The sequence below is a fragment of the Bacillus sp. EB600 genome (assembly GCF_024494385.1).
Taxonomy (GTDB): Bacteria; Bacillota; Bacilli; order Bacillales; family Cytobacillaceae; genus JAEVLT01.
Map to the genome: position 1 here is coordinate 171,441 of NZ_JAEVLT010000003.1, position 24,183 is coordinate 195,623.

Below are 24,183 nucleotides of genomic sequence, written 5' to 3' on the forward strand. Positions count from 1 at the left end.
TGTATAATTTTTACATAGGAAACCTAGTGGCCATTAAGGCTAATTAAAGATTACTAGTAAGCATGTTTACTAGATACGGAGGTTCACAGAATCGTGGCGAAAGCACTGGAAACACAATTATCAGAACGTTTTGAGGTAGCTTTTAATCAAATACATAACTGGCTGCAAGAAAATATAAAAAACGCCGGAACGGACCGGTTTGCGGAATTACTGCGGCTAGGATTTCCGGTTCATTCAATCATTCGCAAGCATTATCATGATTTAAAGATATTTGGGCGATTAAGAAATTCAATCGTTCATGACAAGATTGAATTAGGGTTTTACATTGCCGAGCCGCATACGCGTGTCGTCAGCCTAATCGAGAATATTGCTTCAAAGTTGGTTCAGCCAAGGGAAGCCCTCTCGATTGCGACGAAGCCTGTTTTTTACTACTACGAGGATGCAAAATTAAAAGATATTTTAACTGTTATAAATAAACGGTCTTATTCAATTTTTCCGATTTATGACGGGAACGGATATAAATGGCCGTTAACAGCAGATTGTATTATTAAATGGTTTGCTGAGAATATGGTGGAAAGTGTCATCCAACTAGAAGATGTAACGGTCAAGGATCTCTTTCCTTTGAAGAGGTCCACTCCGATTGAATTTGTTAGGAAAAATGTAGACATGTTTGAGATTGAAGAAATTTTTGGAGAATACCATGTGAAAAATCAAAAACTTGAAGCGGTGATCGTTACCGAAACAGGCAAGCAAAGCGAAAAACCATTAGGAATCATAACATCCTGGGATCTTGTTGAAATTGATGTCTTAGACTAGAATTCGAATGTTGTGAGATTTTGACGGTGAAGGAAGAGCCAGCGAGGGTAGCAAAAGAACGATCCAGCCTCCTTTTGTAGAATCAGGTACGCCATTTGGAAAAATTCAATCCGAATGTCGGAAAATATTGGTTGCGAACATTTGTTCTTTGTTTTATAATCTTAACTGTGGGTAATAATAGCAAGTATGCAAAATAGTAATGACCTTAGGAGCTGATTAAGATGACATTAAAATTAATTCCCTACTTCGTGATGAATGGCAACGCAAAGGAAGCAATCCAATTTTACGAAAAAGCATTAGGTGCTCAAGTTCTCTTTATGCAATCTTTCGGAGAAATGCCGGAAAATCCAGAATTTCCATTACCCGCAGAAGCAAAGGACCTTGTTTCGCACGCGTCAATAAAAGTTGGTGAAACGGACCTTATGTTTTCTGATACATTTCCGGGTCAATCAGTTCAAAGTGGAAATCAAGTAACAATCTGTATTACAACGGATAACGCTGATCAAGCACGTCAAATGTTTACTGCACTGCAGGATGGCGGTCAAGTAACCATGCCTCTTCAGGAAACTTTTTTCAGCCCAGCTTATGGAAATGTAACAGACAAGTTCGGCATAAGCTTCCAAGTATTCACTGAAGGCAAACAACACTAATTCATACGGCTGTCCCGCTTGCCCTTAGGCATTGGATTGGTTCAATTAACTTGAATTAAGATTAATGGTCCCTGGAACACCCATACAACCTTACGATATACATACGGAATCAGCAGTAAAACGGCACGGTTCGCATCACTTGCAACAGTGCCGTTCTCCTTTTTTAAAAAAATTGAAGCCCACTAACAAGAAGTGTCCCAAATAACTTACTTTGGGACACTTTCTTGTTTATTTTTAGACCTTTTTCTCAATCTGCACACGCCCTGAAAAAAATGTAGCACCATTGCCCATATCAGCCACTCGATCAGGAGTAAGTGAATTCACCAAAACATTTCCAGATGAATGGAACCCGCTAGAATTCCCCCAAAGTCCTTGGGTGACGACTACGCCTTGGAGGACTTTATCACCCACTGACACTTTAAACTCGCATTGGCCGCGGTTGTTCCAGACACGGACAAGATCCCCATCTTCGATCCCGAGGGATTCGGCATCTTCATGATTCATGTGCAGTAGTAGCTCTTTTTCAAACTTTTGGTGTTTTTCGTTGTTGGAAAAAGTAGAGTTTAAGAAATGCTGATTGGGACCAGGCACGAACAAAAATGGGAAATCAGCATCGTCTACTAATGGTATATAGGTAGCAAGGGGAGGGTAGCCATCTACTTTCATTTTTTCAGAATATAACTCTATTTTTCCACTTGGCGTTGAGAGCATTCCAGGGAACAATGGCTTTACCTCCGCTTTTATATAGTGCTGGCTCACTAAGGCTTCATACTCAATTCCGTCTAAATTCGGATAATCAAGCGCTCCTGCAATCATTTCTGCTTCTGACTCTTGAAAGCAGGCATCCTTAAAGCCCATTGCTTCGGCAAGCAAGCGGAAGACGTCAACATTTGATTTGGATTCCCCGTATTTTTCAATAACAGGCTGCTGAATTTGGATGTAGTGGTGCCAATAAGACGTGTAAAAGTCCGTGTTTTCAAATGCTGATGCTGCAGGTAAAACAATATCTGCATACTTCGCGGTCTCAGTAAGAAACAAATCATGGACAACCGTAAATAAATCATCCCGGTCCAGACCTTTTCGGACTTTATTACCATCAGGCGCCACGACAGCAGGATTTGTGCTATAAACATATAAGGACTTTATCGGAGGATCCATCGTCAGTAAAGCATTTCCAAGCAGGTTCATGTTAATCACACGTGTATTCTTCTTTTGCAGCAGATCCGGCCTCTGCAGGTAGCTGCTATTACAATCTAAATAACCACCATTTCCTTTAATGGCGCCGCCGCCTTTTACCAGCCATTGTCCCGTTAAGGCCGGAAGACAGGAAATCGTGCGAATACACATGCCGCCATTATCATGATGCTGCGGTCCGTTTCCAATTCGGATGAAAGAAGGAGAAGTAGTACCATACATACGTGCCAGTTTATAAATATCATCCACCGGCACACCGGTTATTCCGGAAACCGTCAGAGGATCGTACTGGACAACATGTTCACGCAGCTCTTCGTGTCCGACTGTATATTTTTGCAAAAAAGAAGTATTCACCATGTTTTCTGAAAAAAGAATGTGCATGATCCCTAAGGCGAGAGCGCTGTCTGTTCCAGGCATAATTGGAATGAACCAATCCGCAAAACGGGCGGTTTGATTTTTGTGGACGTCTATGACAATGATTTTTGCGCCATTTTTCCGCGCCTGTTGGGCAAGTGCAACTTGATGCATGTTCGTACTAACGGCATTAATTCCCCAAAAAATAATTAGTTTGGAATGAATCGTATCTTCCGGGTCAATGCCGAAGCTGCCGCCCATCGTATACTTATAGCCAACCGACCCCGCTGAACTGCATATGGATCGATCAAGCCTTGAAGCACCCAAGCGATGAAAAAAACGGCGGTCCATGCCCTCGGCACTAAGCCTGCCCATGTTTCCATAAAAGCTGTAGGGAAGAATGCTCTCCGGTCCATCTGTCTGCAGGAGCTGTTTCCATCGGGAAGAAATCGTATTGATCGCTTCCTCCCAGCTTATTCGCTCAAATTCCCCGGAACCTTTTGCTCCGACCCGTTTCAGTGGATATTTCAAGCGCTTATTATCATAGATTCGATCGGTCATGTGCCTTACCTTATTGCAAATATGTCCCTTGGTTACAGGATGATTGGGGTCTCCTTCAATTTTCACGATTTTTCCTTCTTGTTTATGAACGAGCAAGCCGCATTGATCGGGACAATCAAGTGAGCAAACAGAATGAAATACACCATTTTGCTGGTTTACTAAAGAGGACATAAGCTGACTCCTTTCACTGTAGGTATAATAAGTACATCTTGTGGATAAATTTTCAAGATTTTGTTATAAAATGAACAAAGTGGTTCCGGTTGATCACTATATGATAGATTCTAAGATTTATCATGCATTGGATCAAATATAATATTCTATCGAGGAAAAGTCGCTTGAAAAGGCCAAATTCTTCTTTAGCAGGTATATGGTAGTAATAGAAGGTAATCAAAAAATACATTCGATTAAAAAGAGCTGGCGCTGAAATAGGGGGAGAAAATGGAACTGGAGGGAGAATTCCTATTCTAAAACCTAACCTTATTGAAATAAAAAATTACTATATCCTTGTGGGGGAGTGATTAAATGAATCGCCTGTTGCTATGTTCCAAAAAAAGGTCCTTAGCCAATCGTTCCCCCAAAACTCCTCGCTTCTAAAAGTCAAATTTCTGCACGAAATTACATTCTGAACAAGCTCTGCCAACAAGCTTCTTTGTTTCGGCATCCTCATAGTATATCTCATCAAACCCACAGATCTCGCACTCAACTACATGAAATACTCTGCGAATACCAAGAACGGCATCTAATAGATTCTCAAAATACATGATCAGCCACTCCTAACTCTTCTAGTTTCTAAACTAAAATATAATAGAAAATAGATGCGGAGAAGGCCGAACACTGTCGTCTCGTGCTTTAAAGTTTACGACAAATTTCATGTCTTCCTTAAATTTTCTTTGATTGAAATAATAATCTTTTCAATGTGGGAGGATACCAAAAAGCGCCTATTAGAATTTGCAGAAAAAAACCAGCTCTAGTTTAAGTTGAATTACACAAAAATGGATGGCGCAAAGGCACCATCCATTTTTGCATTTTTAGATTCTTTTAAAAAAAATACCTCCCACCGGGCCGAAAAATAGAGCTGCAATGAGTGCAGGGATATCGCTAAAATCGACTAATAGAAAACCTGGAAATGACGGTATTGGGAAATTGAATAAGATACTACTTAGCATTGCATAGATACAGTTACTTTTACCTTTTAAAATTGGCTGTCAGCCGAAAAGCGGCCAGTAACAAATTGAATGTTTTTCATACCTCCACCTGCTATCACTAAGGAGTGGGTAAGCAAGGAGCCTTGGTTACTTTTTTGAATACCCTTTAACAGCATTCCATCGGTAATCGCTGTAGCTACAAAAAAGCAATCATCGGTTTTGACAATTTCATCCATCGTTAGCGCTTTATCGGGGTTTGAAATCCCCATCTTTAAACAGCGATCAAATTCTGCTTGATTTTGCGGCATCAACTTTGCCTGAAAGTCGCCACCCAAACACTTTAAGGCAGCCGCAGTAATGACACCTTCTGGCGCGCCGCCCGTTCCAACTAATAAATCAATGTCGATTTCATCAAAAGCCGTTGCAATCGCTCCGGTAATATCCACATCAGAAAAAAGCTTCACACTGGCACCTGCTTGAATGACCTCCTGGATCAATTCCTCGTGGCGGGGCCGTTCCTGGATCATCACGGTTAGTTCATTAACCTGTTTACCGAGCGCGTTTGCGACTGCTTTCATATTATCGGAAAGTGATAATTCAATATCGATGCTGCCTTTTGCCTTTGGACCGACAGCAATTTTTTTCATATACATATCTGGGGCATGCAACAAGCTTCCTTGGCTGGCTACCGCGATAACGGTTAGCGAACGACCTTTGCCTTTTGCCATTAAGGTTGTGCCTTCGACAGGGTCAACGGCAATATCAACATGAGGACCTTGGCCTGTTCCAAGCTTTTCATCGATATAGAGCATAGGAGCCTCATCCATTTCGCCTTCTCCGATGACAATCACCCCGGACATATCGATCAGGTTCATGCGATTGCGCATGGCTTCCGTCCCGGCCCCGTCAGCCTCTATTTTATCTCCGCGGCCAATCCAAGGATAGCAGGCAATGGCTGCTTGCTGGGAGACAGCGAGAAATTCCATTACTAAACGCTGTGTGCAGATGGTCTCAACTAGTTTGCTATTCGATCGCATATTCATTTCCCTCCTATTAAAAATTAAAGGTAACATACCCAACGGAAAATTGTGATTAATCTGCTGATTCTACACAAAATATATAAATCTTTGTAAATGAATGCGATTTCAAAAAGGAAGATTAATGTAATTTAACAGTAAATGGAAAAATGCTCATAACTTAATCAAAATGGTTCATAACGAGTGTAAAATGGTTCATAAGCCAAGTGAAATGGTTCATAACGTGCGAAAAATGGTTCATAAGCCAAACGAAATGGGTTATAACGTGCGAAAAATGGTTCATAAGCCAAACGAAATGGGTTATAACGTGCGAAAAATGGTTCATAAGCCAAATGAAATGGGTTATAACATTGTCAAAATGGTCCATATCGAAGTATGCTAATTAGAAAATGTAAGAATGATAGCAAAAAGTAGATAGTACTATAGTTGGGAAAATTTTTTAGAGAGTAAGAAGGATTTTGATTAAATTAATAGAATATTTATAATAATCAGGAATCTAAACTATTTTGCTAATTTCATAAACATATAGGAAAGCACAAGAAAATGGTAGGAATGGGAGTTCTTCTTTGCCACGGATATTTTATTTCATAAAGGAGGGCATTCAATGCAAAATGTAAAACGGACAGGAATTTACCAAAACTCTGGAAAGAATCGTTGGGAATTCTGGTATGTAGGTTCAAGTCATTTAAAGGTGCTGGTATCATGGCTCAGTTGGACGGCTTCAAAGCAATACGATGAGTGGGAAAGAAATTGTTACCTTAAACACGACGCTTAAAGATTATACAAAAAACGGAGAAAAGGTGATTTCTCCGTTTTTTTAGTCGAATTTTTTATAAAAAAAACCGCCAAATAATGTAGTCTTAGGGTAGCATTCTGTTTTATACTATGTCAGAGTGGTTTATGTTTGAAAGAAAGGTGAAAAGAAAAATGGCGGATGTTCGATTAGAGGTTTATAGAATTCGGCGGCGAAATAGAGCAATTAAACAGTTTTTAATTCTATTTCTTGCAACAGCAATCATCACCTTTGTTCCAGGTTACTTCTATTATTCTTCGAAAAATACGAAAGCAGAATCTGGTGTCAGCAAAAATCAAAGTTCAAAAGTAAATCCACCGCTTAAAAAGAAAGTTGCCGCATCCGCACCTCAAGTGGAAGATATTACGAATGACCCAGCCATTTATGAGTATCTAAAAAGCTTGAATTTTACCGGTACTGCATTAGTTGTAAAAGACAATAAGGTCATATTAAATAAAGGTTTCGGCTACGCTGATAGTGAGAAAAAATTATCGAATAATTCGCAAACTGTATTCTACATTGGTTCGATTACAAAGGTATTTATATCTGCCTCAATCATGCAGCAGCAAGAAAAAGGAAAGATAAATATCAATGACCCAGTGGCAAAATATATCCCGGACTTTCCAAACGGAAAAGAAATTACCTTATATCATTTATTAACACATACGTCAGGAATTCCTGAACATTCGGAAACAACGCAGAAAATTTCCCATGATGATTTGATCAAGAAAATTGAAAAAGGAAAATTAAAATTCAAACCAGGTTCAGAATGGAATTATAGTGATTCTAACTATACAATCCTAGCGTATATTTTGGAAAAAGTAACAGGTGAACCGCTTGAAACGTATGTAAAACAGCATGTCTTTGATGTAGCGGGTATGGAACATACCGGGTTTGGAGAAGCATTTTACAAGGAGCCATTTCCTTCAAAAGGATACAAGCAAAAGGGCGGAACCATGATCACTCCAGACCTTCCTGATATGTCCCAGTTGTTTGGCTGCGGGGATGTTTATACAACAGCCTATGACATGTATCTATTTGATAAAGCCCTTTATACCGGTAAATTGATGTCCCAAAAAAGCTTGAAGCAGTTTTTTACACCATTTAAGCATAATTACGCCCTAGGTTTGTACAGTGACCCTGGTAGTTATTCTGACCACGGTGTACTCCCCGGCTGGAATACTCTTAATAGTTTTAGCAAAAGTGGAAGTACTTACGTTGTCCTCTTATCCAACGTCCAAAACGGCGTAAAATCACTTGGCGTCGTCAACAATCAAATTTATCTCATGCTGAGAAATAAGCATTAAGTGGAAGGCAAAGCGCTTTCCGCTTTTTTATTGAAAGTGAGGAATCCAAAACGGAAAATTGGAAGGTGCCTTTTGCACCTTCCAATTACTTGCTGTTAACATTTATCCGTATCCATTTAGGGATTTTCACATACCTTACGTTACATTTTTAGGTAAATACAAGTGACTGTTTAAGGGTTAACAGCCGCAGCCGCAGCCACCCATCGAATGGCCGCCAAAGCCCATTCCACTGTAGCCTGTAACCCCGCCGTAGCCTGGATAACCAGCATATCCATGGTAACCGCCGTAACCTACAGGATAACCGCCACCCATACCGGCGAAAGCACCTGGATAACCGCCGCCCATACCGGCGAAAGCACCTGGATAACCACCACCGACACCCATGCCGGCAGCATAGCCGCCTGGATAACCACCCATTATTCCTGGCCCTACGCCAAATCCACCAGGATAGCCACCCATGTACCCTGCTCCGGGATAACCACCAACACCCATTCCTCCAAAAAACTGTCTATCCATTTCGCACTCCTCCTCTTTTCATTACAAAAACAGTGTATGTGTCTTAATAAGGGGAGGAGTAGGTTCATGCCCATCTTCTGGTATTAATTATAGTTTTAAGCACGCTACAAGCTATCCGTATTCCGTATTTCTATGCATAGCCGAGTAGGTAGAAGCTGATCCTTCTGTGCTTGGCGATCAGCTGGATGCCGATAGGAAGCCCGCCTTGTAACTTTAGTTTGCCATTTTATGTGCTGCAGGTACTTTTTTTGCTTTTCTTGCGCCAGGTTTAACAAAGACCATGGCAACCATTCCGATTACAGCGGCAATAGCTGCTGCCACAAACATGGAGGAGTATCCATAGCTGACAACTAAAAATCCAGTTAAAGTAGGTGCAATAATGGTTGCTGTATTCGTGATAAAGTGGGTAATACCGCCAAATGTTCCGGCGCGGGTTGGTTCAGTGTCAACAACAACGGTCCAATAAACAGAGTTTGGCAGGAAGTTGAAGGCATTACCAACGGCCATTAACGTTAAAACGCCGGCAACACTGTGCAATGTAGGAATCAGCATAAAGCAAATAGCTGTCAGAAATAAGGAAACAACAGCAAGTCCTGAACGGGCAATCCGCAAGCTTCCTGTTTTTGCACGCAAAGCGTCAGAAATTTTACCACCGAGTAATACCGTAAAGATGGCACCAACCCAAGGAATCATGCCTAGATACCATAAAGAAGACAATTCAAAGCCAAATTGATCCTGCAGGTATTTAGGTGTCCAAGTAAGTAGTAAGAAGTTAACGTATTGGAAAGCAAAATAGCCGATTGCGTTAAAAATTAATGTCGGGTTTTTGAAGAAGTGATACCACTTAACGGAATCGTCGTTTTGATCAACGATTGTTTCATTTGCTAATAAACCTTCCTTTGAACGAATTCTGGCAAGTTCATCCTTTGAAACCTTTGCATGATCCTCAGGCATGTCTTTAAACATTTTGGACCAGATAATAATCCACACAAACCCTAAAGCGCCAAGAAGGATAAAGACCAATTTCCAGCTTGCAATCGATAAAAGGCCAACAGCTACCGGAGCGGTTAACAATGCGCCTAACGGAGTACCTAATAAACCTACAGATGCGGCAATACCGCGTTCTTTTGGAGCTGCCCAGTTTGCATTTGTTTTATTAATCGTCGAAAACATTGGGCCTTCCGAAAATCCGAAAAGAATTCGCACCATTGCAAAGCCTGCTAAAGCGGAGCCGCCGAAAAGCGCTTGGCCTACATTGCCGGCAATGGCTGTTGCCATGACGAAAATCGACCAACTAATTCCGATTACCATCCAAACAAACTTTGGACCTTTTTTATCGGAAAGAATTCCTCCAAAAAGAGAACCAAATAAATATCCATAGCCGAAGTATCCAAGTACTGCTCCCCAAGCAATCTTGTCAAAACCAAATTCCTGGATAATCGCCCCTTGTCCGTATGAAATAGCCCCTCTGTCTATGTAGTTGATAATGACCATGATTACCATCATGGTCATAATTTTATAACGATAGTTTTTCCGCATAGTAAATTTCCCCCTTTAATGGTTTGAAATTTCCCCATTCCCGCTAAACTTACTTGGTGTTACTGCTGTTTTCCCCTATTTTCATTTCTTCTTTGACTAATTCCCCACAAAAACGGGGACATGTCATCTATGGATCTAGTAGGAAATAGCAGACTAAAATCCATTCTCCTTCATTAGCTATTAATGAAGTGGTCAGCATTCAAGTGTGCTATGACTTGATAACCATTCAACCGTTGGAATCGATTAAAAAAGATCCTTTTCTAGTACTCGTATGTTTGGAGAAGCCCTAGTTAGTAAAAGGTTGTGAAAGGACTCACATTGTAATGATGAACAAGAAAGCTTTTCTGTGGTCTCTAAGAGGTAATTTATGAAAGGGCTTACAAGATACTGTTCCTTGAAGAAGTTTAAAATAGGGAATTTATAAATACCATAAATCTGAAAATAAAACGATCATTGCAGCTTCTGTTCACCGTGAAAAGGCTTACATGATTGTGCTAGCTAATAAGTCCATTCCAAATGCTCCTCTAATCAAAAAAACTATTTTACAATACGTTTAGAATAGTTTTGTCATTCCCCCCTTTATAAAAATGCTACAACTTTTCAAATTATTTGTAAATAGATAATATATTAAAATATTATTCTAAAAATTTTAATTACAGTTTAAAAAAGAGTTTTCTTTAAAGGAATGATAATTTTAAAAAATCGGACCTTGCCGTTATGTCCGATTTGCAAGGCTATAGCAGTTAAATAGATAAAAGTGTAAAAGGGGATTGTTAAAAGTGTATTGTAGAAAAATGAACACTGAATCTGAGGTCTTTCTGCTAAAGTGCTCCGATAGAAAAAGGAGGGCAAAAGGGAAGTAGTAGAATAGTGAGGAAATCTACTAAGTCAAAAGGTAGACAAAAAGTCACCATGATAGTAGGGGGTGCCTATTACCATGGGAATATTTTTTTTCTAGGATTTTTCCCAATTTTTATATAGGTTTCACCCTCAGTGGTTCTAAATAACTTTATCCCAAACAATTTGAGTGGTGTAAAGATTTCTTTCATATGAAGTAATGGCACGTAAGACATCTCTCTTTCTTATTTTATAATTCTAGTATATCTTAATATTTAGAAAATAGCAGGAAGCTGTTCTCGATAAGAAACGACAATAGTAAAGAAAAAAAGATATATCTTAGGACTATATCCCAAAAAAGATGAAAAAATTAAAGGAATATGTCAAAATTGGTAGAATAATCAAATCATTATACCTATAAAAGTAAGGACTCAGCTGTTAAAAAATCTGGTAAATAGTCTTCAATTTAGTTTTATGGTAAAATAAAAAAGTTGTTGATTATTCTTGAACCATTCTATGCTGAGCAGGTGATTCCACGGAACAGAAGGAAGAAGCTTCGCAACTGTAAGTGTAGGCGTGATTCTCTCGAGTGAAATTTAGCATAAGGGGAAATGAACATGATTCTTGTTGTTGGCGGAGCCGGATATATCGGCAGTCACCTTGTGAAGGAATTAGTTGAAAAGGAAGAAGTTATTGTGCTTGATAACCTATCTACTGGTCACCGAGAAGCGGTGGACAGCAGGGCTATTTTTGTTAAAGGTAATCTTGGGGATGAAGACGATCTGCAAATGATCTTTTCAAGTTATCCGATTAATGCAGTTATGCATTTTGCGGCAAACAGTCTTGTTGGCGAGTCTGTCGTCGATCCGTTAAAGTATTATCAAAACAATGTGGCATCTACTTTAACATTATTAAAAATGATGTTAAAGCATAATATTAAAAACTTTATTTTCTCTTCAACAGCTGCAACTTATGGAATTCCAAATGTTGAAATCATTGATGAAGAATGCCCAACCGCACCGATTAATCCATATGGTCAATCAAAGCTAATGGTGGAGCATATTCTTGCTGATTTTTCAAAAGCTTATGGTTTGAATTATGTTGTTCTTCGCTATTTTAACGCGGCCGGAGCTCATCGTTCTGCTGAAATTGGGGAAAGTCACAGCCCGGAAACTCATTTAATCCCGATTATTCTACAGCACCTTGCCGGTAAACGTGAGAAGGTATCTGTATTTGGTACCGATTATGACACAGCAGATGGGACTTGCGTGCGCGATTACATTCACGTAACCGATTTAGCTAATGCTCATATTCTCGCCCTTGAAGCCTTGCTGAATGGGAAGAAGTCGACGGAAGTTTATAATCTTGGCAATGGCCTTGGTTATTCTGTTAAAGAAGTGATTGAGACCTGTGAAAAAGTGACTGGCAGGAAAGCAGTGGTTGAGATGGCCTCACGACGCGCGGGGGATCCAGCAAGACTTGTTGCTACTTCTCAAAAGATTTTTACAGAGCTTGGCTGGAAAGCAGAACGTAATTTAGAAATGATTATCGCTAGTGCCTGGAAATGGCACCAGGAGCAGACATACTAATATTTTAATGTTCAATTGGAAATGGCATAATATATATTTGGTAATTAAGAAACAAGCAGATAATGTCTTTTGAACTCTGCTTGTTTCGTGAAGAAAAAACAGACTAAAATAAGCCCTTTACAACTCAATTATTCATTTACCACAATGGCATTAAATCCAGCATTCCTTGCTTTTGCGGCTAGAGAGTCTGCATTTCCTTTTGTTGCGAAAGCACCAATTTGGACTTTATACAAACCATGTCTTAGTACAACAAAGGCATCAAAACCTTTCACTTTCGCTTCTGCTGCAAGGTTGTCCGCATTTGTCTTGTTACTGAATGCACCAATTTGGACTCTATACAGAACAGTTGGTTTTTTAGTTAAATGAAATGCTCTAGCTAACCCATTGACATGTCCTCTGGCAATCTCCGTTAAGAAACTTGAATTTTTTAGTTCAGCAGCATCATTTGCATTATCGATAAATCCATTTTCCGTTAACAAAGCTGGCATTCTTGATTGCCGTAATACATGAAAGTCGGCTGTTTTTTCACCACGATTAGCAAAATCTACTATCTTTAGAACCTCTTCATGAATAATATTTTGATAAGTTGTTGTAGGGGCCCCACTACCTGGGTAAATATAACTTTCGAAACCCGTACCCCCACCGGAGTTGATATGAATAGAAAGATAATAATCTGCTCCCCAATTGTTTGCAGCATCTGTTCTTTCACTTAAGCTAACAGTCTGATCGCTTGTCCTACTTAACATGACTAAAACACCTTCATACTCATTAAGTAAGATGTCCCTTAAAGTCGTAGCGATTTGTAAAGTGATATTCTTTTCTTGCAGACCACTACCCACGGCTCCAGAGTCTGTACCTCCATGTCCAGGGTCAATAAATAGTTTTACCATTATTTAATCACCTCCAATAATAAGATATTAAAAAGGCGAATAAATGCTTGTACTAATAAAATGTAAGATAAAAATTATGCGTTTATCACAAGGGACAAATCGATTAATAGGGAATAAATTACTTCTGATAATTTCTTTGCCATTGGAAATAAAAAAGTCGTTCATGAACTTTGTTCCATTTCATTAGGAATTCCTTTTTATAATAGAATGTCATGAGGTCTAAAATAATTTTCTTATTCAATCATCCTTTTGCTAAAAAACGAACCACGTATATTCAACATGGGGAAAGCTCGCCGATTGGTGAGCTTTTTTGCCATTTTTGCATGCCAAGATCGATGTCAAAACGTTTGTCATTTTGACTTTACATTTCTAAAAGCAACTTAAAACGGAACCCTTTAAAGTTCGAAAGTCAAGGTTTTTTTATTTGTAACTTTAAGATCTTCATAAAAAATTACCAATATTCAGTTTTATGCCCTTTACGCAGTAATAATAGTTTTATATAATAGAAAATACAACACATAAATCGTTCGAAAAGGCAAAGCTATTGAAAAATAGTGACGCAAAGCTTAAGGGGCTAATGTTTACACAACAATGCCAGCCAGTTACCGAACACGACTCCTGCGATTTATGTCCAGCAAAGGAGGAAACCTATTGTGTTAAAAAGTAAGTTCATGAAAATGAAGTATTATTGGCACCTGTTCCAGCAACGTCACCATGAGCTACTCCTGAAGGAATGCATAAGTGAAGAATTGCAATCCAAACTAAAGATCAAAGCATTGTACCATCAAAGCAAAGTACTAGAATTATTTTACAAAATGGAATGTAGTGTTTAAATAAAAAGTGAAAGCGGTTTCAAAATACAAAGGGACGGTTCTTTTGTTCCTTTTTTCAATTAACAAGCCTTGGGAACTCCCTAGGCTTTTTTATTTTGGGTAAGGACAAAGCTTAACGCCTTTTGTAATAAACGATTAAAGAATAAGGGATAAAATATTTTGAAAAAAGGACTAATTTTAATAAAAAATTAAAAAAACAATATTAGCATATTCCTTGTGTTTAAATTGCTTCTATAAAATTTTAAGGAGATTCTATCTATGAAAATGAAATTGGTACTACTGATTGCAGCAACTGTCTTAAGTATTTCGGTATTAAGTGCTTGCGGAAACAATTCGAAACAAACAAATCAAGCAGCAGCATCAACGAACTCATCAACTCAAAAGGCTGCTGACCATTCAACAGCATCAACGACTGCTGCTGATCAAAAAGCTGTAAATACTAGTGCAGCAAGTAATTCAAGTGCTTCTGCACAGGCTTCAACTGGAAAGTTAGTTGAAATTACTGTCAATGCAAAGGATTTCGAATACGACAAAAAAGTCCTTCATGTTAAAAAAGGAGATAAAGTAAAATTAACGCTGAAAAGTGATGATGATGGCGGACATGGATTTGCTCTTCCTGCCTATAACATAAATCTTCAGAAAAATGGAAGTGCTGAATTTACAGCTGATAAAACAGGCACCTATGAATATCATTGCTCTGTCATGTGTGGATCTGGTCATACAAATATGACAGGTAAGCTGGTAGTTGAATAGAAAAAGATAATGGTATTCCTTCCATATAAAAGACTATCGACAAACGCTATTCCAAATCTTTGTTTTGAATTAGCGTTTGTCTTTTTATGCCTAGACGAACTGCAGCTTTAGAAGATGTCCTAATCGATGCTTTTGGAGCTTTCCTTGCGTTAACCATCTTATTTTTATTTGAAAAAGTACGAAGGCGAACGAGTATGAACACTAGGGACGGTTCTTTTGTTCCAAGCGAACCGCGGAATAAGTGTTGAACTCGGCGGAATAATGGGTAAAACTCGCGGAATACAAGTAGATTTCAGCGGAATAACCCGAAAAGTTGGCGGAATCAGGCCCCAAATCGGCGGAATCAGAAACTATATTTTGATGGAAAACAATCATGACACTAAAGGGCTAGCAAAAATGTAACCGTGTTGCTTCAACCAAAATCAACAGCTGATGGAAAAATCCCATCAGCTGTTGATTTTTCGAAACGTTAGCGGGATAAAATGACTTGATCATTACCTTGGTTCGGTGGAACGATTGGGAAGACGTTTTCTTCCTCGATAACATCAAATTCCATTATAAACGGCCCTGGTTGGGCAAATGCGGCTTTAATAACTTGCCGCGCTTCCTCTTCGGTACTAGCTTTGAATCCAACCGCACCATATGCTTCCGCAAGCTTGGCGAAATTGGGAGAGGTTATTTTTACAGCAGAGTATCGCCGCTGATGAAACATCTCCTGCCATTGACGGACCATGCCAAGGTAGCCGTTATTCATAATCGCGATTTTGATCGGTAGCTGATAGCTAACCGCGGTGATGATCTCCTGCAAATTCATTTGAAAGCTGCCGTCACCTGATACACAAATGATTTGTTTCGTTGGGTCTGCTCCCGCGGCCCCGATCGCTGCCGGCAGGCCATAGCCCATTGTCCCTAAGCCGCCTGAAGTGATCAGAGTACGCGGCTTTGTGAAGGTATAATTGTTGGCCGTCCACATTTGATGCTGACCGACATCCGTGACAACAATGGCATCACCACTAGAAAACTCATCAAGCATACGAATCACGGTTTGCGGGCTAAGAATACTATTCGATTTTTCAAAACGTGGGACTGTCCGTTTCAGCTTGGTCACTTCGTTAACCCAAATCTCCGTGTTTTCGCGAATCTTCTCAACATGTACTTGTTCCTTTAAGCCACAAAGGAACTCTTTAGCATCACCGACAATTGGTAAATCAACTTGAATAATTTTGTTGATTTCGGCAGAATCGATGTCCACATGGATCTTTTTTGATTTAGGAGAAAAGCTGCTGACCTTGCCGGTTGTCCGGTCGCTAAAGCGAACACCAATGCTGATTAACAAATCACAATGATGAACGGCCTTGTTGGCGGCAAATGTTCCGTGCATCCCCAGCATCCCTAAATAAAGAGGATCCGCAGCTTGAAAGGCACCAATCCCCATCAAGGAGCTGACCACCGGGATCCGGGCTTGCTGGGCAAACTCCGTCAACAGCTCCGATGCACCTGAAATAATTGCTCCGCCGCCAATGAACAGTACTGGCTTGCGAGCTGATTCAATGTACTTGGCCGCTAATTCAATCGATCTTTGCACCGTTTTTGGCTTACTTTCTTTACCATGTCGAGGACCAAGCTTTACAGGGGGACGACTTACGGCATTTGGAGTAAATTCGATCAGTACTGGACCTGGCCGTCCACTGCCTGCAATCGTAAGGGCAGGTCGGACAACCGCTTCAAGCTCACTGAAATTATTCACATAAAAAGTATGTTTTGTAATCGGCATCGTAACCCCAGCTATATCGAATTCCTGAAATGAACTGTTGCAGCACTTGTCAAGGAGAGGGCCGGCAATGACTACAAGTGGAACGGAATCGCCATAGGCTGTTGTCATCCCCGTAATTCCATTCGCGACTCCCGCTGCTGTTGTTAAAATTACGACACCAGGCTTTCCAGTTACCCGAGCATAACCGTCGGCTGCATGAACAGCGCCTTGTTCGTGCTTTAGTTGGAAGAAACGGAGGCTGGAATGCTTCGCGCAATCCAGTAGCTCCTCCTCATTGCTACTAAACACAATTTCAACACCGTTCGTTTCTAAGGAACCAAATAGTGAACTAACTTCAGTAGTTTTCATTAACAATGACATTCTTTCACCAAGTTTCTTCTTTTTTAACATTATAAATTTTTAGAAAAAATTTCGAAGTGAACTACGTCATACTAATGAGAAATTTCTGATGACTCCAGAAAATCAATTACACAAGGTAATCGATTCGCGACTACAATTAGTAGAGTGAGATTTATTTCAGTAGCTTTGAAAAATCTCACTCTTAAAACGATAGAAAAATCCAGAGATTCGGATATGAACCATTTTGGCGGGGGTATGAACCATTCTATGTAGCTTATGAACGATTTTACGAGCATTATGAACCATTTTAAATAAGTTATGAGCATTTTGCCATTTACTGTAAAGGAGTTAATGATTTACAAACAACACAGAAAAGACCCAAGCAAAATACAAGGACCTTTTGAGCTTTGTGATTATATTTTACTTACAAATATAGTCACAAATGCACTTATAAGAGCTGTGAGGACAAAAAAAGATGTATATAAAATATACTTATTTGTCTTTTTCTTCTGTAGTTTTTGTTCTGGTGTAAGACCATAATTGTTAGACATCAAAAATACCTCTTTCTGCTTTGATGGCAGCTGGCTGGCTGTGCCGATTTCGGCAGAGGCCCCTATAGCTTTGCGTCACCACTTTTCAGTGATTTTGCCTTTGTATCAACTGCTCTATTATTATTTTCGAATAAATAGTCTCATTTTTAATAGTACTTTAGACTTATTTTGTCGAGACATTACGAAAAATGTCTAAAGTTTTCAAAAAAAATGGCCGTTCAATTACTGAACAGCCACTTTTTTTAATTCTTTGATCATTACTTTGGAGATCATTTTATACCCCTCATCGTTTGGATGGAGGTTATCGATAGTATATTTTGGGATATTGTCGATCTCAAGCCCACTTTTGTTGAATAGATCAATAACAGGAATTGAGTATGATTTGCACACTTTTTTCTCAGCTCTCACGTAATCCTCAAGCTTGTACCCACTCGTATTTGCATTCGGGTAAACAGGTTGATTTTTAAAAGCGCCTCGTTTTAAAGGAGTGAAAAACACGACTGTGGCGCTTTCCGGTTTATCCGCCATAATTCGATCAATTAAATTTTTAAGATTTCCGTAAAAGGTATCTTTGAGTCGATCATCCTTGATCGTACCAAGTGGCTTGTTGCTCCCATAATCATTTGTTCCGCCAAATACAGTAATTAAATCGCTGTTTTTTAAGTTTTCTGGAGTAATGTTGTCTGCCATCAGTTTGATCGGCCTGCCCGGGACGGCATCAGTTTTGACAGAATTTATTTTCAGACCAGTTTGGACAAGGGGCTGATATTTATTGGCATAGGTAATGCTATCCCCGATTGCATACCAGTTCTGGTTATTCCACGAGGCTTCCAAATTTTCTTTTTCAAAAGATGCCTTGGCGGATTCAGCAAGTAAGCTTAGCTTTTGATTGTATTTAAAATTCCCGATTATTAAAGTACTTATAGTTAAAATACTTAGCAAAACAACAGATAGATATTTCATTTCAACGTGCACCCCAAATGAATTTGTATTCTACTATAGTATCGCCTAAAATGTGTTTGATTTCCATTCATTTAAGAAAAACGGACCTATAGAAAAATAAGCAGTCGGCCAAAGTGTGCCCATACTACAAAGGTTAAAATTGACAGTGCGATCATGGTAATAACCCATGCCTTTGTAAAAAGATTATAGCCCTTTTTTTGAACAAACCATTCGCCTAAAAGAATAAATACGTAAAAAATGATAAACTCCTTAAAAACATCAAATAGTTTCCAAAGAATAAAATGTAAAAGGGTAAGTCCACCCAAGGTGAGGCCTCCTTCAATTAGGAATTGCTTTGGATTGGATAGGAAAATTACTACAAGTTATTTAGGAACGACCGATTCTATTCGTTATATTTCCATGCATAAAATTGGACTGAAGGGGCTGGAAGGCTACCAGATCACCGTTGAAGTACAAGCAGTTCCTGGATTGAATTCGATTGTCATTGTCGGCTTGCCGGATACATCGGTAAAAGAATTTAAGCAGCGAATTGCAGCAGCGTTTTATTCTCTCAATTATTTCCTTCATCATCTGAAGATCATTATTAATCTCTCTCCGCCAGAACAAAAGAAAAATGGCCCTATGTTTGATTTACCTATAGCGATTGGAATCCTTTCAAGCTTGCAAGAAATCAATGTGAAAATAACCGAAACAACGGGCTTTATTGGCGCCCTTTCTTTGGATGGCGGCATTCAACCCGTTGAAGGTATGCTAGCAGCAGTGTTAGCTGCAAAAAAAATTGGGCTAAAAAGATTGTATGTGCCTTTTGATAAAAATCTTGCTGGACTGGAGAGTAACGATTTGGAGCTAATCTATGTAAAAAGTCTGCATGAGGTAGTAGACCATTTGGCTGGAAGACCAATTCCTTCATTAGTAATACCACAATTAGCGGAAGCGGGGGCAATCCAACACTACCATCCGGATTTTCAACCAATCATTGGTCACTCGTTTGCCAAACATGCTTTAGAAGTGGCAGCAGCTGGGGAATACCATGTGTTTATGTCCGGACCAGCTCTATCAAATCATAACAAATCGTACACTTGTCTTAGATTCTCAAGTAAAGACACTTGTCCAACCCTTCGCTGGTCCAGGGTTTAGCCTTCTTGCGAACACCTATGTCTTTCGGTCTCTTTTTGCAGAGCACTCCATAGGGCAGGAGTTACCTGGGCTACCTTTAGTCTCTTACGGCAATCCTTCCATCGGAATTTTCACATTCAGTGAATGTCCGTACTAAAATAAAGGCTTAAATATGGTTGACTACTCTTCTAATGCAGCATACTCAATAAAGTCGTCTATATACCAATGTTTATAATGCTCACGATTTAGATAGGCCCTTTCCTTAAGGGCAGAAATCCAGGCTTGTACTTTTTTCCAATGTTTAAATAAATCATGCACCTGATGTCCCTTTTTTGCTTCCTTGGCAAAAAGGACTGACATCATTTGTTTTGGAACTTTTTCTTTAAAACCCATGGCACGTCGGGCCAGTACCAAGGCTGCACTTTGATGGATCGAAAGTCCGTATGTTTTTTGATATTTAACCCTTCCAATTAAAGAAGAATAATAGGCGGGAACCTGAGCAATGGATACGCCTGCCTTAATACTTTTAGAAATCAAAGTGGTAATGATTTTTCGATAAACAAAATTACTGCTCATTCGATTAAATTTTGGATTTTTACTTAAGCTGTTTTTAAAATATAAATCTTCGATTGCGATGATTTTGATTCCAAACGATGCCACCCAATCAAACACAGCAGCTACGGTATTTCCTATTATCCAATTACGCTTTTTGGAGCGAATGCTATTCACATCTTTCATCCAAAATACTTTGCTAACTCGAAAATTTCCATTTGGATGGACGATCGTAACGGCTAAATTGTCTGGATTGATGTCGATACCGGCACAGCCTTTTGAAAAATCATTCGAGGATTCTACCTTTTGGTCGAAGGTTATATGGACATAGTATTTTCCGCTTTCCCTCAGAATGCGAACACTATAGGCTTTTCCACTTAAAAGATGGGTGAGAATAGTCAAGATGTGTTTTTCGGAGAATTGAACTTCAAAACGCAGTCGGTCATTTCTTTTAGAGGATAGTGGGTTTAATACGTTCATTTCTACTAAATGGTCCTGCAAATAATATAATTTGATATTTTCATTCCCGCCTTTGGAGGTTTCCCCGCGTGAGTAAAGGGCGTTGGTTCGTGAATCGATCCAATCTTGTTTGGTAATTTTATGTTTAAGTAAAAGAGTCAGTCTTTTTTTCGTACCATCAACAATTTTAGGAATACTGCCATTTTCAATGTGGTATTGATAATAATTCAACTTTCTGGTTAACTTTTTAATTCGTGATTTCTTATTCAAAATAAGGTCCTCTTTGTTTAATTTAGAGGAATTTCGGATTTTTTCTATTATAATTTCTATTTTTTGAATCGCTGTTTTATATTGCTCGATATACAACGGCAACAATTCCTTTTGCGAGGATATGGAAGCTTCTGCTTCAAGAAACGCATCCCTCATATAGCGCGAATTATTTAAAAACAGTGGTTTCGCCTTCGCTACTGCACTTTTTCGGTCCTGGCCATCAAAAATGCGTTCACGCAAGTAGCGTTTAGCCGATTGAAATTTACGCATAAGCTCGTCAAGAATGATCGATTCACTTGCAGAAGAGTTAATCACAATTCCCGTGAAAGTAATCGCTTGTTCATTCTCTTTGTTTGACATACTGCCCCTCCATTTCTAACTCCGAAAGAGTCTTTTTTACTTTCTTGGAACCCCTTCTTCCATATAATCTTGCGGAAAATGAAGTCATAATAGAGATGAGGTCTTCCACCATTTCCTCGTTCAGTTCCTTTTTCTCTTGTTGTTCGATCGTGATCATTTCAACTCCGTGAGATTTACAATAAGTTTCCAAATAATTGTATCCAAATCGGGCTAAACTATCTTTATACTCAACTAATAAATATTGAATTGGTTCTTTTTCAATGATGGAAAGTAAAGTTTTAATCCCCTTTTCTCTTTTCATTAATTCCGCTGGCTACTTCTTTGATTACATGGGAAATGGACATTTGGTGCTCGAATGCAAAAGTGGTTAGTCTCCCTATTTGTCGGTCCAAGTTTCCTGCCATCTCTTGTTTTTTTGTTGAAACCCTGGCATAAATGACACAAATAGTCTTTGTAGATATCTTGGCTTTCTCAACTTCCATACCTATTAGCTTTTCTAAATCACTTTTTAGATACCTTCGGTGGCCACCGCTTGTTTTATAAACCTTTATTTTCCCCTGTTCTTCCCAGTGCAAAATTGTAGCTCTCGAAATATTTAAAAATTCACGTGCCTGTTTCTGAGATAAAAAAATAGACATAGAGAATCACCTCTACATATATTTTAACACTATTCGAAATTATCCAATAAAGTTATATTTGTATATTATGTTACACTTTTGTATATTTTGATAACAGCTGTTTTTACCACCAGGCTGTGGAAAAAGTTTGTTAGCTGAAAGCTTTCCATCGATTCTTCCACCGTTATCAAGAGCATCTCGTCTTGAAATCATGAGCATTTATCAGCTTAGCGGCGTAACGAACTATCATCCAAACCTCCCACTTTATCGAAGTCCTCATCATTCTTCATCAGGAGTAGCCATCATTGGAGGTGGGCAAAACCCGAAACCGGGTGAAATTTCCCTTGCCCATCATGGTGTTCTATTTTTAGATGAAATCGCTGAATTTCCGAAAAAAACACTTGAAATGCTCCGACAGCCATTGGAAGCAGGCGTTGTTACCATCAGTAGAGCCCGTTCAACGGCGACATACCCGAGTTCATTTATCCTAATTGGGGCGATGAATCCATGCCCCTGCGGTTATCTTGGTGCTAAGACTCACTATTGTACTTGTTCTCCAAAGCAAATTACTACCTATCAAAATCGAATATCAGGACCAATGCGCGACCGCTTTGATGTTTTTTTGTCCTTAAGACCAGTAGATTTCAATCCAGCATTGGAATCACAAAGGGAATCTTCGGAGGAGATCCAGGAGCGGGTGAGCGAGGCAAGGTTGAGACAGTATCATCGTTATGGAAAAGAAATCACCAATGGCCGGGTCCCCTATGAAACGCTCCTCCAAACGAGCCCGCTTTCTGATCAACAACAGCGATTCCTGCAAAAATTAGCGAATAAACACGGTTGGAGCAACCGGGCCCAACTTAAGATTATTCGGCTTGCCCGCACCCTTGCTGATCTTCAGCAAGGGACAGAGGTCAGTGAGCAGCACATTTGGGAAGCATTAAAACTGCATAGCTGGTCGACGGCAAAAAAGCAAAAGCAGACTACAGACAGCGTTCGTCAACCAGTAACACAATGGTAGGTTTTTATAAGGGAACACGCCAGTATTGCAATATAATAGAAGAAAAAGCTGATAGGCAGCAATGCCAATCAGCTTCTTCTCTACTTTACTTATTTAATTCCAAATGAGCCTTTAACTCACTTTGTACTTTCTGCTTTTCCTCGGGTGAAATAACTAAGTAATAGATTTTATTGATCATAGTCCCGGTACCAGTGACTTGGATTTGCTCAACGTTATTCGTTGCATCTTTATAGTTCTTTTGGATATCAACCATTTCGTCAAAGGTTAGGTTTGTTTTAACATTCTTTCCGATTGCTTGTAAAATACCGTTGTAGTTTGCCAAAGATGAGATGTTGGCACCTTTATGGAGGATGGCCTGAATAATTTGCCGTTGCCGCTGCTCACGTCCAAAGTCCCCATTAGGGTCTTGATGCCTCATCCTAGAAAAACTTAAGGCCTTGTCTCCATTTAAAGTTACCTCTCCAACCGGAAAATGATAGCTGCCCTCTGTAAAATCTAAGTTATTTTGAACGGTTACCCCGCCAACAGCATCAACAATATCTTTAAAACCCTCCATATTTATCTTCATATAATAGTCAATTGGAATGTCAAGGAAGTTTTCGACCGTATCCATTGCCATTGGTATGCTCCCAAAAGCATAAGCATGATTAATTTTATCGACAGTTCCCTTTCCGACAATTTCTGTCTGGGTATCACGAGGGATACTAAGCATTTTTACAGAATGCTGATTTGGATTAACGGTCAGTACGATAATGGTGTCAGAGCGGCCTTTATCTCCTTGTCGTTCATCCACTCCAAGCATTAATACAGAAAATGGCTGCTTTTTTGTAAGTGCCACAGGATCCGGACGCTTATTAGATGTACGATCAACCGGCTGATGCATGGTTGCTACCGTATCTTTTAATGATTTATAAACGGTGTATCCGTAAACAGCTCCTGCCACCAATAATAGAAGAATAACAATTCCTGTCACTCGAAGCCATGTTCTTTTTTTCTTTTGTTTCGCTCTCATGTATGTGCCTCCACAGATTTACATTATCTTGTAACTAATTAATAGAATAGCAGATATTTCCTTGAAAGAGTATTACAATTTATATTCTTGAAATTTTGATATAGAAAAAATTCACTATACTTAAGGAAGGAAAAGTACTCGAATTTAAGGTTAAAATAGTGTAAAGTAATTCTGAATAAAAAAAGGGAAATCTTACAATGCTTTGCCAAAATACAAAAGACGAAAATATGCAGGGTCATACTTGTACATTATTTTTTAGTATGAAATAATTGACAGTAAAGTTCTTATTTACTATAACTAAAAACCATTTTTATAATTTTGTTGATCGTAGGAAA

23 protein-coding genes, 1 pseudogene and 2 riboswitches are annotated in these 24,183 nt (G+C 39.2%); of the genes and pseudogenes, 10 read left to right on the forward strand and 14 right to left on the reverse strand.

Annotated features, from left to right (window positions below; translation table 11 throughout):
- Window positions 1-93: 93 nt before the first annotated feature.
- Window positions 94-816 (forward strand): hypothetical protein, encoded by a 723-nt coding sequence (locus JN080_RS05135; protein ID WP_256234848.1) that lies wholly within the window; start codon window positions 94-96, stop codon window positions 814-816.
- A 221-nt stretch (window positions 817-1,037) separates the two neighbouring features.
- Window positions 1,038-1,466 (forward strand): VOC family protein, encoded by a 429-nt coding sequence (locus tag JN080_RS05140; protein WP_256234849.1) that lies wholly within the window; start codon window positions 1,038-1,040, stop codon window positions 1,464-1,466.
- A gap of 234 nt (window positions 1,467-1,700) precedes the next feature.
- Here the strand turns inward: JN080_RS05140 and JN080_RS05145 are convergent, their stop codons facing one another.
- From JN080_RS05145 to glpX, 4 genes and pseudogenes are all read right to left on the reverse strand, one after another.
- Window positions 1,701-3,746: a molybdopterin-containing oxidoreductase family protein gene (locus JN080_RS05145; protein WP_256234850.1), complete on the reverse strand. Its 2,046-nt coding sequence runs from the start codon at window positions 3,744-3,746 to the stop codon at window positions 1,701-1,703.
- 419 nt (window positions 3,747-4,165) lie between these two features.
- Window positions 4,166-4,336, reverse strand: a complete 171-nt coding sequence (locus tag JN080_RS05150) for an acyltransferase (protein WP_256234851.1) — start codon at window positions 4,334-4,336, stop codon at window positions 4,166-4,168.
- A gap of 282 nt (window positions 4,337-4,618) precedes the next feature.
- Window positions 4,619-4,741: pseudogene (locus JN080_RS05155) on the reverse strand (riboflavin transporter FmnP); the annotation flags it as partial.
- Window positions 4,742-4,767: 26 nt separating this feature from the next.
- Window positions 4,768-5,757 carry a class II fructose-bisphosphatase gene (gene glpX / locus JN080_RS05160; protein ID WP_256234852.1) on the reverse strand — a complete coding sequence of 330 codons (990 nt, stop codon included), beginning with the start codon at window positions 5,755-5,757 and terminating at the stop codon, window positions 4,768-4,770.
- A gap of 190 nt (window positions 5,758-5,947) precedes the next feature.
- On the opposite strand from glpX, the gene JN080_RS05165 reads away from it, so the two are divergent.
- The 3 genes from JN080_RS05165 (at window position 5,948) to JN080_RS05175 (ending at window position 7,857) form a co-directional block, all read left to right on the forward strand.
- On the forward strand, window positions 5,948-6,139 hold the full coding sequence (locus JN080_RS05165) for a hypothetical protein (RefSeq protein ID WP_256234853.1): 192 nt from the start codon (window positions 5,948-5,950) through the stop codon (window positions 6,137-6,139).
- 222 nt (window positions 6,140-6,361) lie between these two features.
- The gene (locus tag JN080_RS05170) at window positions 6,362-6,532 is read left to right on the forward strand and encodes a hypothetical protein (protein ID WP_256234854.1); all 171 of its coding nucleotides are present in this window, start codon (window positions 6,362-6,364) and stop codon (window positions 6,530-6,532) included.
- 152 nt (window positions 6,533-6,684) lie between these two features.
- A complete protein-coding gene (locus tag JN080_RS05175; protein WP_256234855.1) occupies window positions 6,685-7,857 on the forward strand; it encodes a serine hydrolase domain-containing protein in 1,173 nt (390 codons plus the stop codon).
- A gap of 177 nt (window positions 7,858-8,034) precedes the next feature.
- Here the strand turns inward: JN080_RS05175 and JN080_RS29415 are convergent, their stop codons facing one another.
- Both JN080_RS29415 and JN080_RS05185 read right to left on the reverse strand, forming a co-directional pair.
- Complete coding sequence (locus tag JN080_RS29415) at window positions 8,035-8,373, reverse strand: hypothetical protein (protein WP_305473730.1); 339 nt, start codon at window positions 8,371-8,373, stop codon at window positions 8,035-8,037.
- Window positions 8,374-8,586: 213 nt separating this feature from the next.
- Entirely contained in the window at window positions 8,587-9,912 is a 1,326-nt protein-coding gene (locus JN080_RS05185; RefSeq protein ID WP_256234856.1) for an MFS transporter, read from the reverse strand.
- A gap of 1,454 nt (window positions 9,913-11,366) precedes the next feature.
- Between JN080_RS05185 and galE the strand changes: the two genes are divergently transcribed.
- A complete protein-coding gene (galE, locus tag JN080_RS05190) occupies window positions 11,367-12,338 on the forward strand; it encodes a UDP-glucose 4-epimerase GalE (RefSeq protein WP_256234857.1) in 972 nt (323 codons plus the stop codon).
- A gap of 128 nt (window positions 12,339-12,466) precedes the next feature.
- Here the strand turns inward: galE and JN080_RS05195 are convergent, their stop codons facing one another.
- Entirely contained in the window at window positions 12,467-13,228 is a 762-nt protein-coding gene (locus JN080_RS05195) for an N-acetylmuramoyl-L-alanine amidase (protein WP_256234858.1), read from the reverse strand.
- Between the two features lie 524 nt (window positions 13,229-13,752).
- Window positions 13,753-13,838, forward strand: a riboswitch (cyclic di-GMP riboswitch).
- A gap of 481 nt (window positions 13,839-14,319) precedes the next feature.
- On the opposite strand from JN080_RS05195, the gene JN080_RS05200 reads away from it, so the two are divergent.
- On the forward strand, window positions 14,320-14,814 hold the full coding sequence (locus JN080_RS05200) for a cupredoxin domain-containing protein (protein WP_256234859.1): 495 nt from the start codon (window positions 14,320-14,322) through the stop codon (window positions 14,812-14,814).
- Between the two features lie 216 nt (window positions 14,815-15,030).
- Window positions 15,031-15,216 (forward strand): hypothetical protein, encoded by a 186-nt coding sequence (locus JN080_RS05205; RefSeq protein ID WP_256234860.1) that lies wholly within the window; start codon window positions 15,031-15,033, stop codon window positions 15,214-15,216.
- A 67-nt stretch (window positions 15,217-15,283) separates the two neighbouring features.
- On the opposite strand, the gene ilvB is transcribed toward JN080_RS05205, so the two are convergent.
- The 3 genes from ilvB to JN080_RS05220 form a co-directional block, all read right to left on the reverse strand.
- Entirely contained in the window at window positions 15,284-16,936 is a 1,653-nt protein-coding gene (ilvB, locus tag JN080_RS05210; RefSeq protein WP_256234861.1) for a biosynthetic-type acetolactate synthase large subunit, read from the reverse strand.
- Window positions 16,937-17,500: 564 nt separating this feature from the next.
- Window positions 17,501-17,587, reverse strand: a riboswitch (cyclic di-GMP riboswitch).
- Between the two features lie 113 nt (window positions 17,588-17,700).
- On the reverse strand, window positions 17,701-18,441 hold the full coding sequence (locus tag JN080_RS05215) for an SGNH/GDSL hydrolase family protein (protein ID WP_256234862.1): 741 nt from the start codon (window positions 18,439-18,441) through the stop codon (window positions 17,701-17,703).
- Window positions 18,442-18,527: 86 nt separating this feature from the next.
- Window positions 18,528-18,746: a hypothetical protein gene (locus JN080_RS05220; protein WP_256234863.1), complete on the reverse strand. Its 219-nt coding sequence runs from the start codon at window positions 18,744-18,746 to the stop codon at window positions 18,528-18,530.
- Window positions 18,747-18,780: 34 nt separating this feature from the next.
- Between JN080_RS05220 and JN080_RS05225 the strand changes: the two genes are divergently transcribed.
- On the forward strand, window positions 18,781-19,578 hold the full coding sequence (locus tag JN080_RS05225) for a magnesium chelatase domain-containing protein (RefSeq protein WP_256234864.1): 798 nt from the start codon (window positions 18,781-18,783) through the stop codon (window positions 19,576-19,578).
- Window positions 19,579-19,737: 159 nt separating this feature from the next.
- Here JN080_RS05225 and JN080_RS05230 read toward each other — a convergent pair whose 3' ends face one another.
- Genes JN080_RS05230 through JN080_RS05240 form a run of 3 tightly spaced genes read right to left on the reverse strand, consistent with a single transcriptional unit; the run spans window position 19,738 to window position 21,836 of the window.
- Window positions 19,738-21,198, reverse strand: coding sequence for a hypothetical protein (locus tag JN080_RS05230; RefSeq protein ID WP_256234865.1), 1,461 nt, complete (start codon window positions 21,196-21,198; stop codon window positions 19,738-19,740).
- Window positions 21,179-21,499, reverse strand: a complete 321-nt coding sequence (locus tag JN080_RS05235) for a recombinase family protein (protein ID WP_256234866.1) — start codon at window positions 21,497-21,499, stop codon at window positions 21,179-21,181. The genes JN080_RS05230 and JN080_RS05235 overlap by 20 nt, the downstream gene beginning before the upstream one ends.
- The gene (locus JN080_RS05240) at window positions 21,477-21,836 is read right to left on the reverse strand and encodes a helix-turn-helix domain-containing protein (protein ID WP_256234867.1); all 360 of its coding nucleotides are present in this window, start codon (window positions 21,834-21,836) and stop codon (window positions 21,477-21,479) included. Before JN080_RS05240 ends, JN080_RS05235 begins: the two co-directional genes overlap by 23 nt.
- A 97-nt stretch (window positions 21,837-21,933) precedes the next feature.
- Here JN080_RS05240 and JN080_RS05245 point away from each other — a divergent pair, with 97 nt between their 5' ends.
- A complete protein-coding gene (locus JN080_RS05245) occupies window positions 21,934-22,836 on the forward strand; it encodes a YifB family Mg chelatase-like AAA ATPase (RefSeq protein WP_375141586.1) in 903 nt (300 codons plus the stop codon).
- A gap of 85 nt (window positions 22,837-22,921) precedes the next feature.
- Here the strand turns inward: JN080_RS05245 and tagU are convergent, their stop codons facing one another.
- Window positions 22,922-23,848 (reverse strand): polyisoprenyl-teichoic acid--peptidoglycan teichoic acid transferase TagU, encoded by a 927-nt coding sequence (tagU, locus tag JN080_RS05250; RefSeq protein ID WP_256234868.1) that lies wholly within the window; start codon window positions 23,846-23,848, stop codon window positions 22,922-22,924.
- Window positions 23,849-24,183: the final 335 nt, after the last annotated feature.

What these genes read in the sequence shown, in the direction of transcription:
- JN080_RS05140 (WP_256234849.1), top strand. Translation starts at nt 1,038, where the DNA reads ATGACATTAAAATTAATTCCCTACTTCGTGATGAATGGCAACGCAAAG.
- JN080_RS05145 (WP_256234850.1), bottom strand. Translation starts at nt 3,746, where the DNA reads ATGTCCTCTTTAGTAAACCAGCAAAATGGTGTATTTCATTCTGTTTGC.
- JN080_RS05150 (WP_256234851.1), bottom strand. Translation starts at nt 4,336, where the DNA reads ATGTATTTTGAGAATCTATTAGATGCCGTTCTTGGTATTCGCAGAGTA.
- glpX (WP_256234852.1), bottom strand. Translation starts at nt 5,757, where the DNA reads ATGCGATCGAATAGCAAACTAGTTGAGACCATCTGCACACAGCGTTTA.
- JN080_RS05165 (WP_256234853.1), top strand. Translation starts at nt 5,948, where the DNA reads ATGGTTCATAAGCCAAGTGAAATGGTTCATAACGTGCGAAAAATGGTT.
- JN080_RS05170 (WP_256234854.1), top strand. Translation starts at nt 6,362, where the DNA reads ATGCAAAATGTAAAACGGACAGGAATTTACCAAAACTCTGGAAAGAAT.
- JN080_RS05175 (WP_256234855.1), top strand. Translation starts at nt 6,685, where the DNA reads ATGGCGGATGTTCGATTAGAGGTTTATAGAATTCGGCGGCGAAATAGA.
- JN080_RS29415 (WP_305473730.1), bottom strand. Translation starts at nt 8,373, where the DNA reads ATGGATAGACAGTTTTTTGGAGGAATGGGTGTTGGTGGTTATCCCGGA.
- JN080_RS05185 (WP_256234856.1), bottom strand. Translation starts at nt 9,912, where the DNA reads ATGCGGAAAAACTATCGTTATAAAATTATGACCATGATGGTAATCATG.
- galE (WP_256234857.1), top strand. Translation starts at nt 11,367, where the DNA reads ATGATTCTTGTTGTTGGCGGAGCCGGATATATCGGCAGTCACCTTGTG.
- JN080_RS05195 (WP_256234858.1), bottom strand. Translation starts at nt 13,228, where the DNA reads ATGGTAAAACTATTTATTGACCCTGGACATGGAGGTACAGACTCTGGA.
- JN080_RS05200 (WP_256234859.1), top strand. Translation starts at nt 14,320, where the DNA reads ATGAAAATGAAATTGGTACTACTGATTGCAGCAACTGTCTTAAGTATT.
- ilvB (WP_256234861.1), bottom strand. Translation starts at nt 16,936, where the DNA reads ATGAAAACTACTGAAGTTAGTTCACTATTTGGTTCCTTAGAAACGAAC.
- JN080_RS05215 (WP_256234862.1), bottom strand. Translation starts at nt 18,441, where the DNA reads ATGAAATATCTATCTGTTGTTTTGCTAAGTATTTTAACTATAAGTACT.
- JN080_RS05230 (WP_256234865.1), bottom strand. Translation starts at nt 21,198, where the DNA reads ATGTCAAACAAAGAGAATGAACAAGCGATTACTTTCACGGGAATTGTG.
- JN080_RS05235 (WP_256234866.1), bottom strand. Translation starts at nt 21,499, where the DNA reads ATGAAAAGAGAAAAGGGGATTAAAACTTTACTTTCCATCATTGAAAAA.
- JN080_RS05240 (WP_256234867.1), bottom strand. Translation starts at nt 21,836, where the DNA reads ATGTCTATTTTTTTATCTCAGAAACAGGCACGTGAATTTTTAAATATT.
- tagU (WP_256234868.1), bottom strand. Translation starts at nt 23,848, where the DNA reads ATGAGAGCGAAACAAAAGAAAAAAAGAACATGGCTTCGAGTGACAGGA.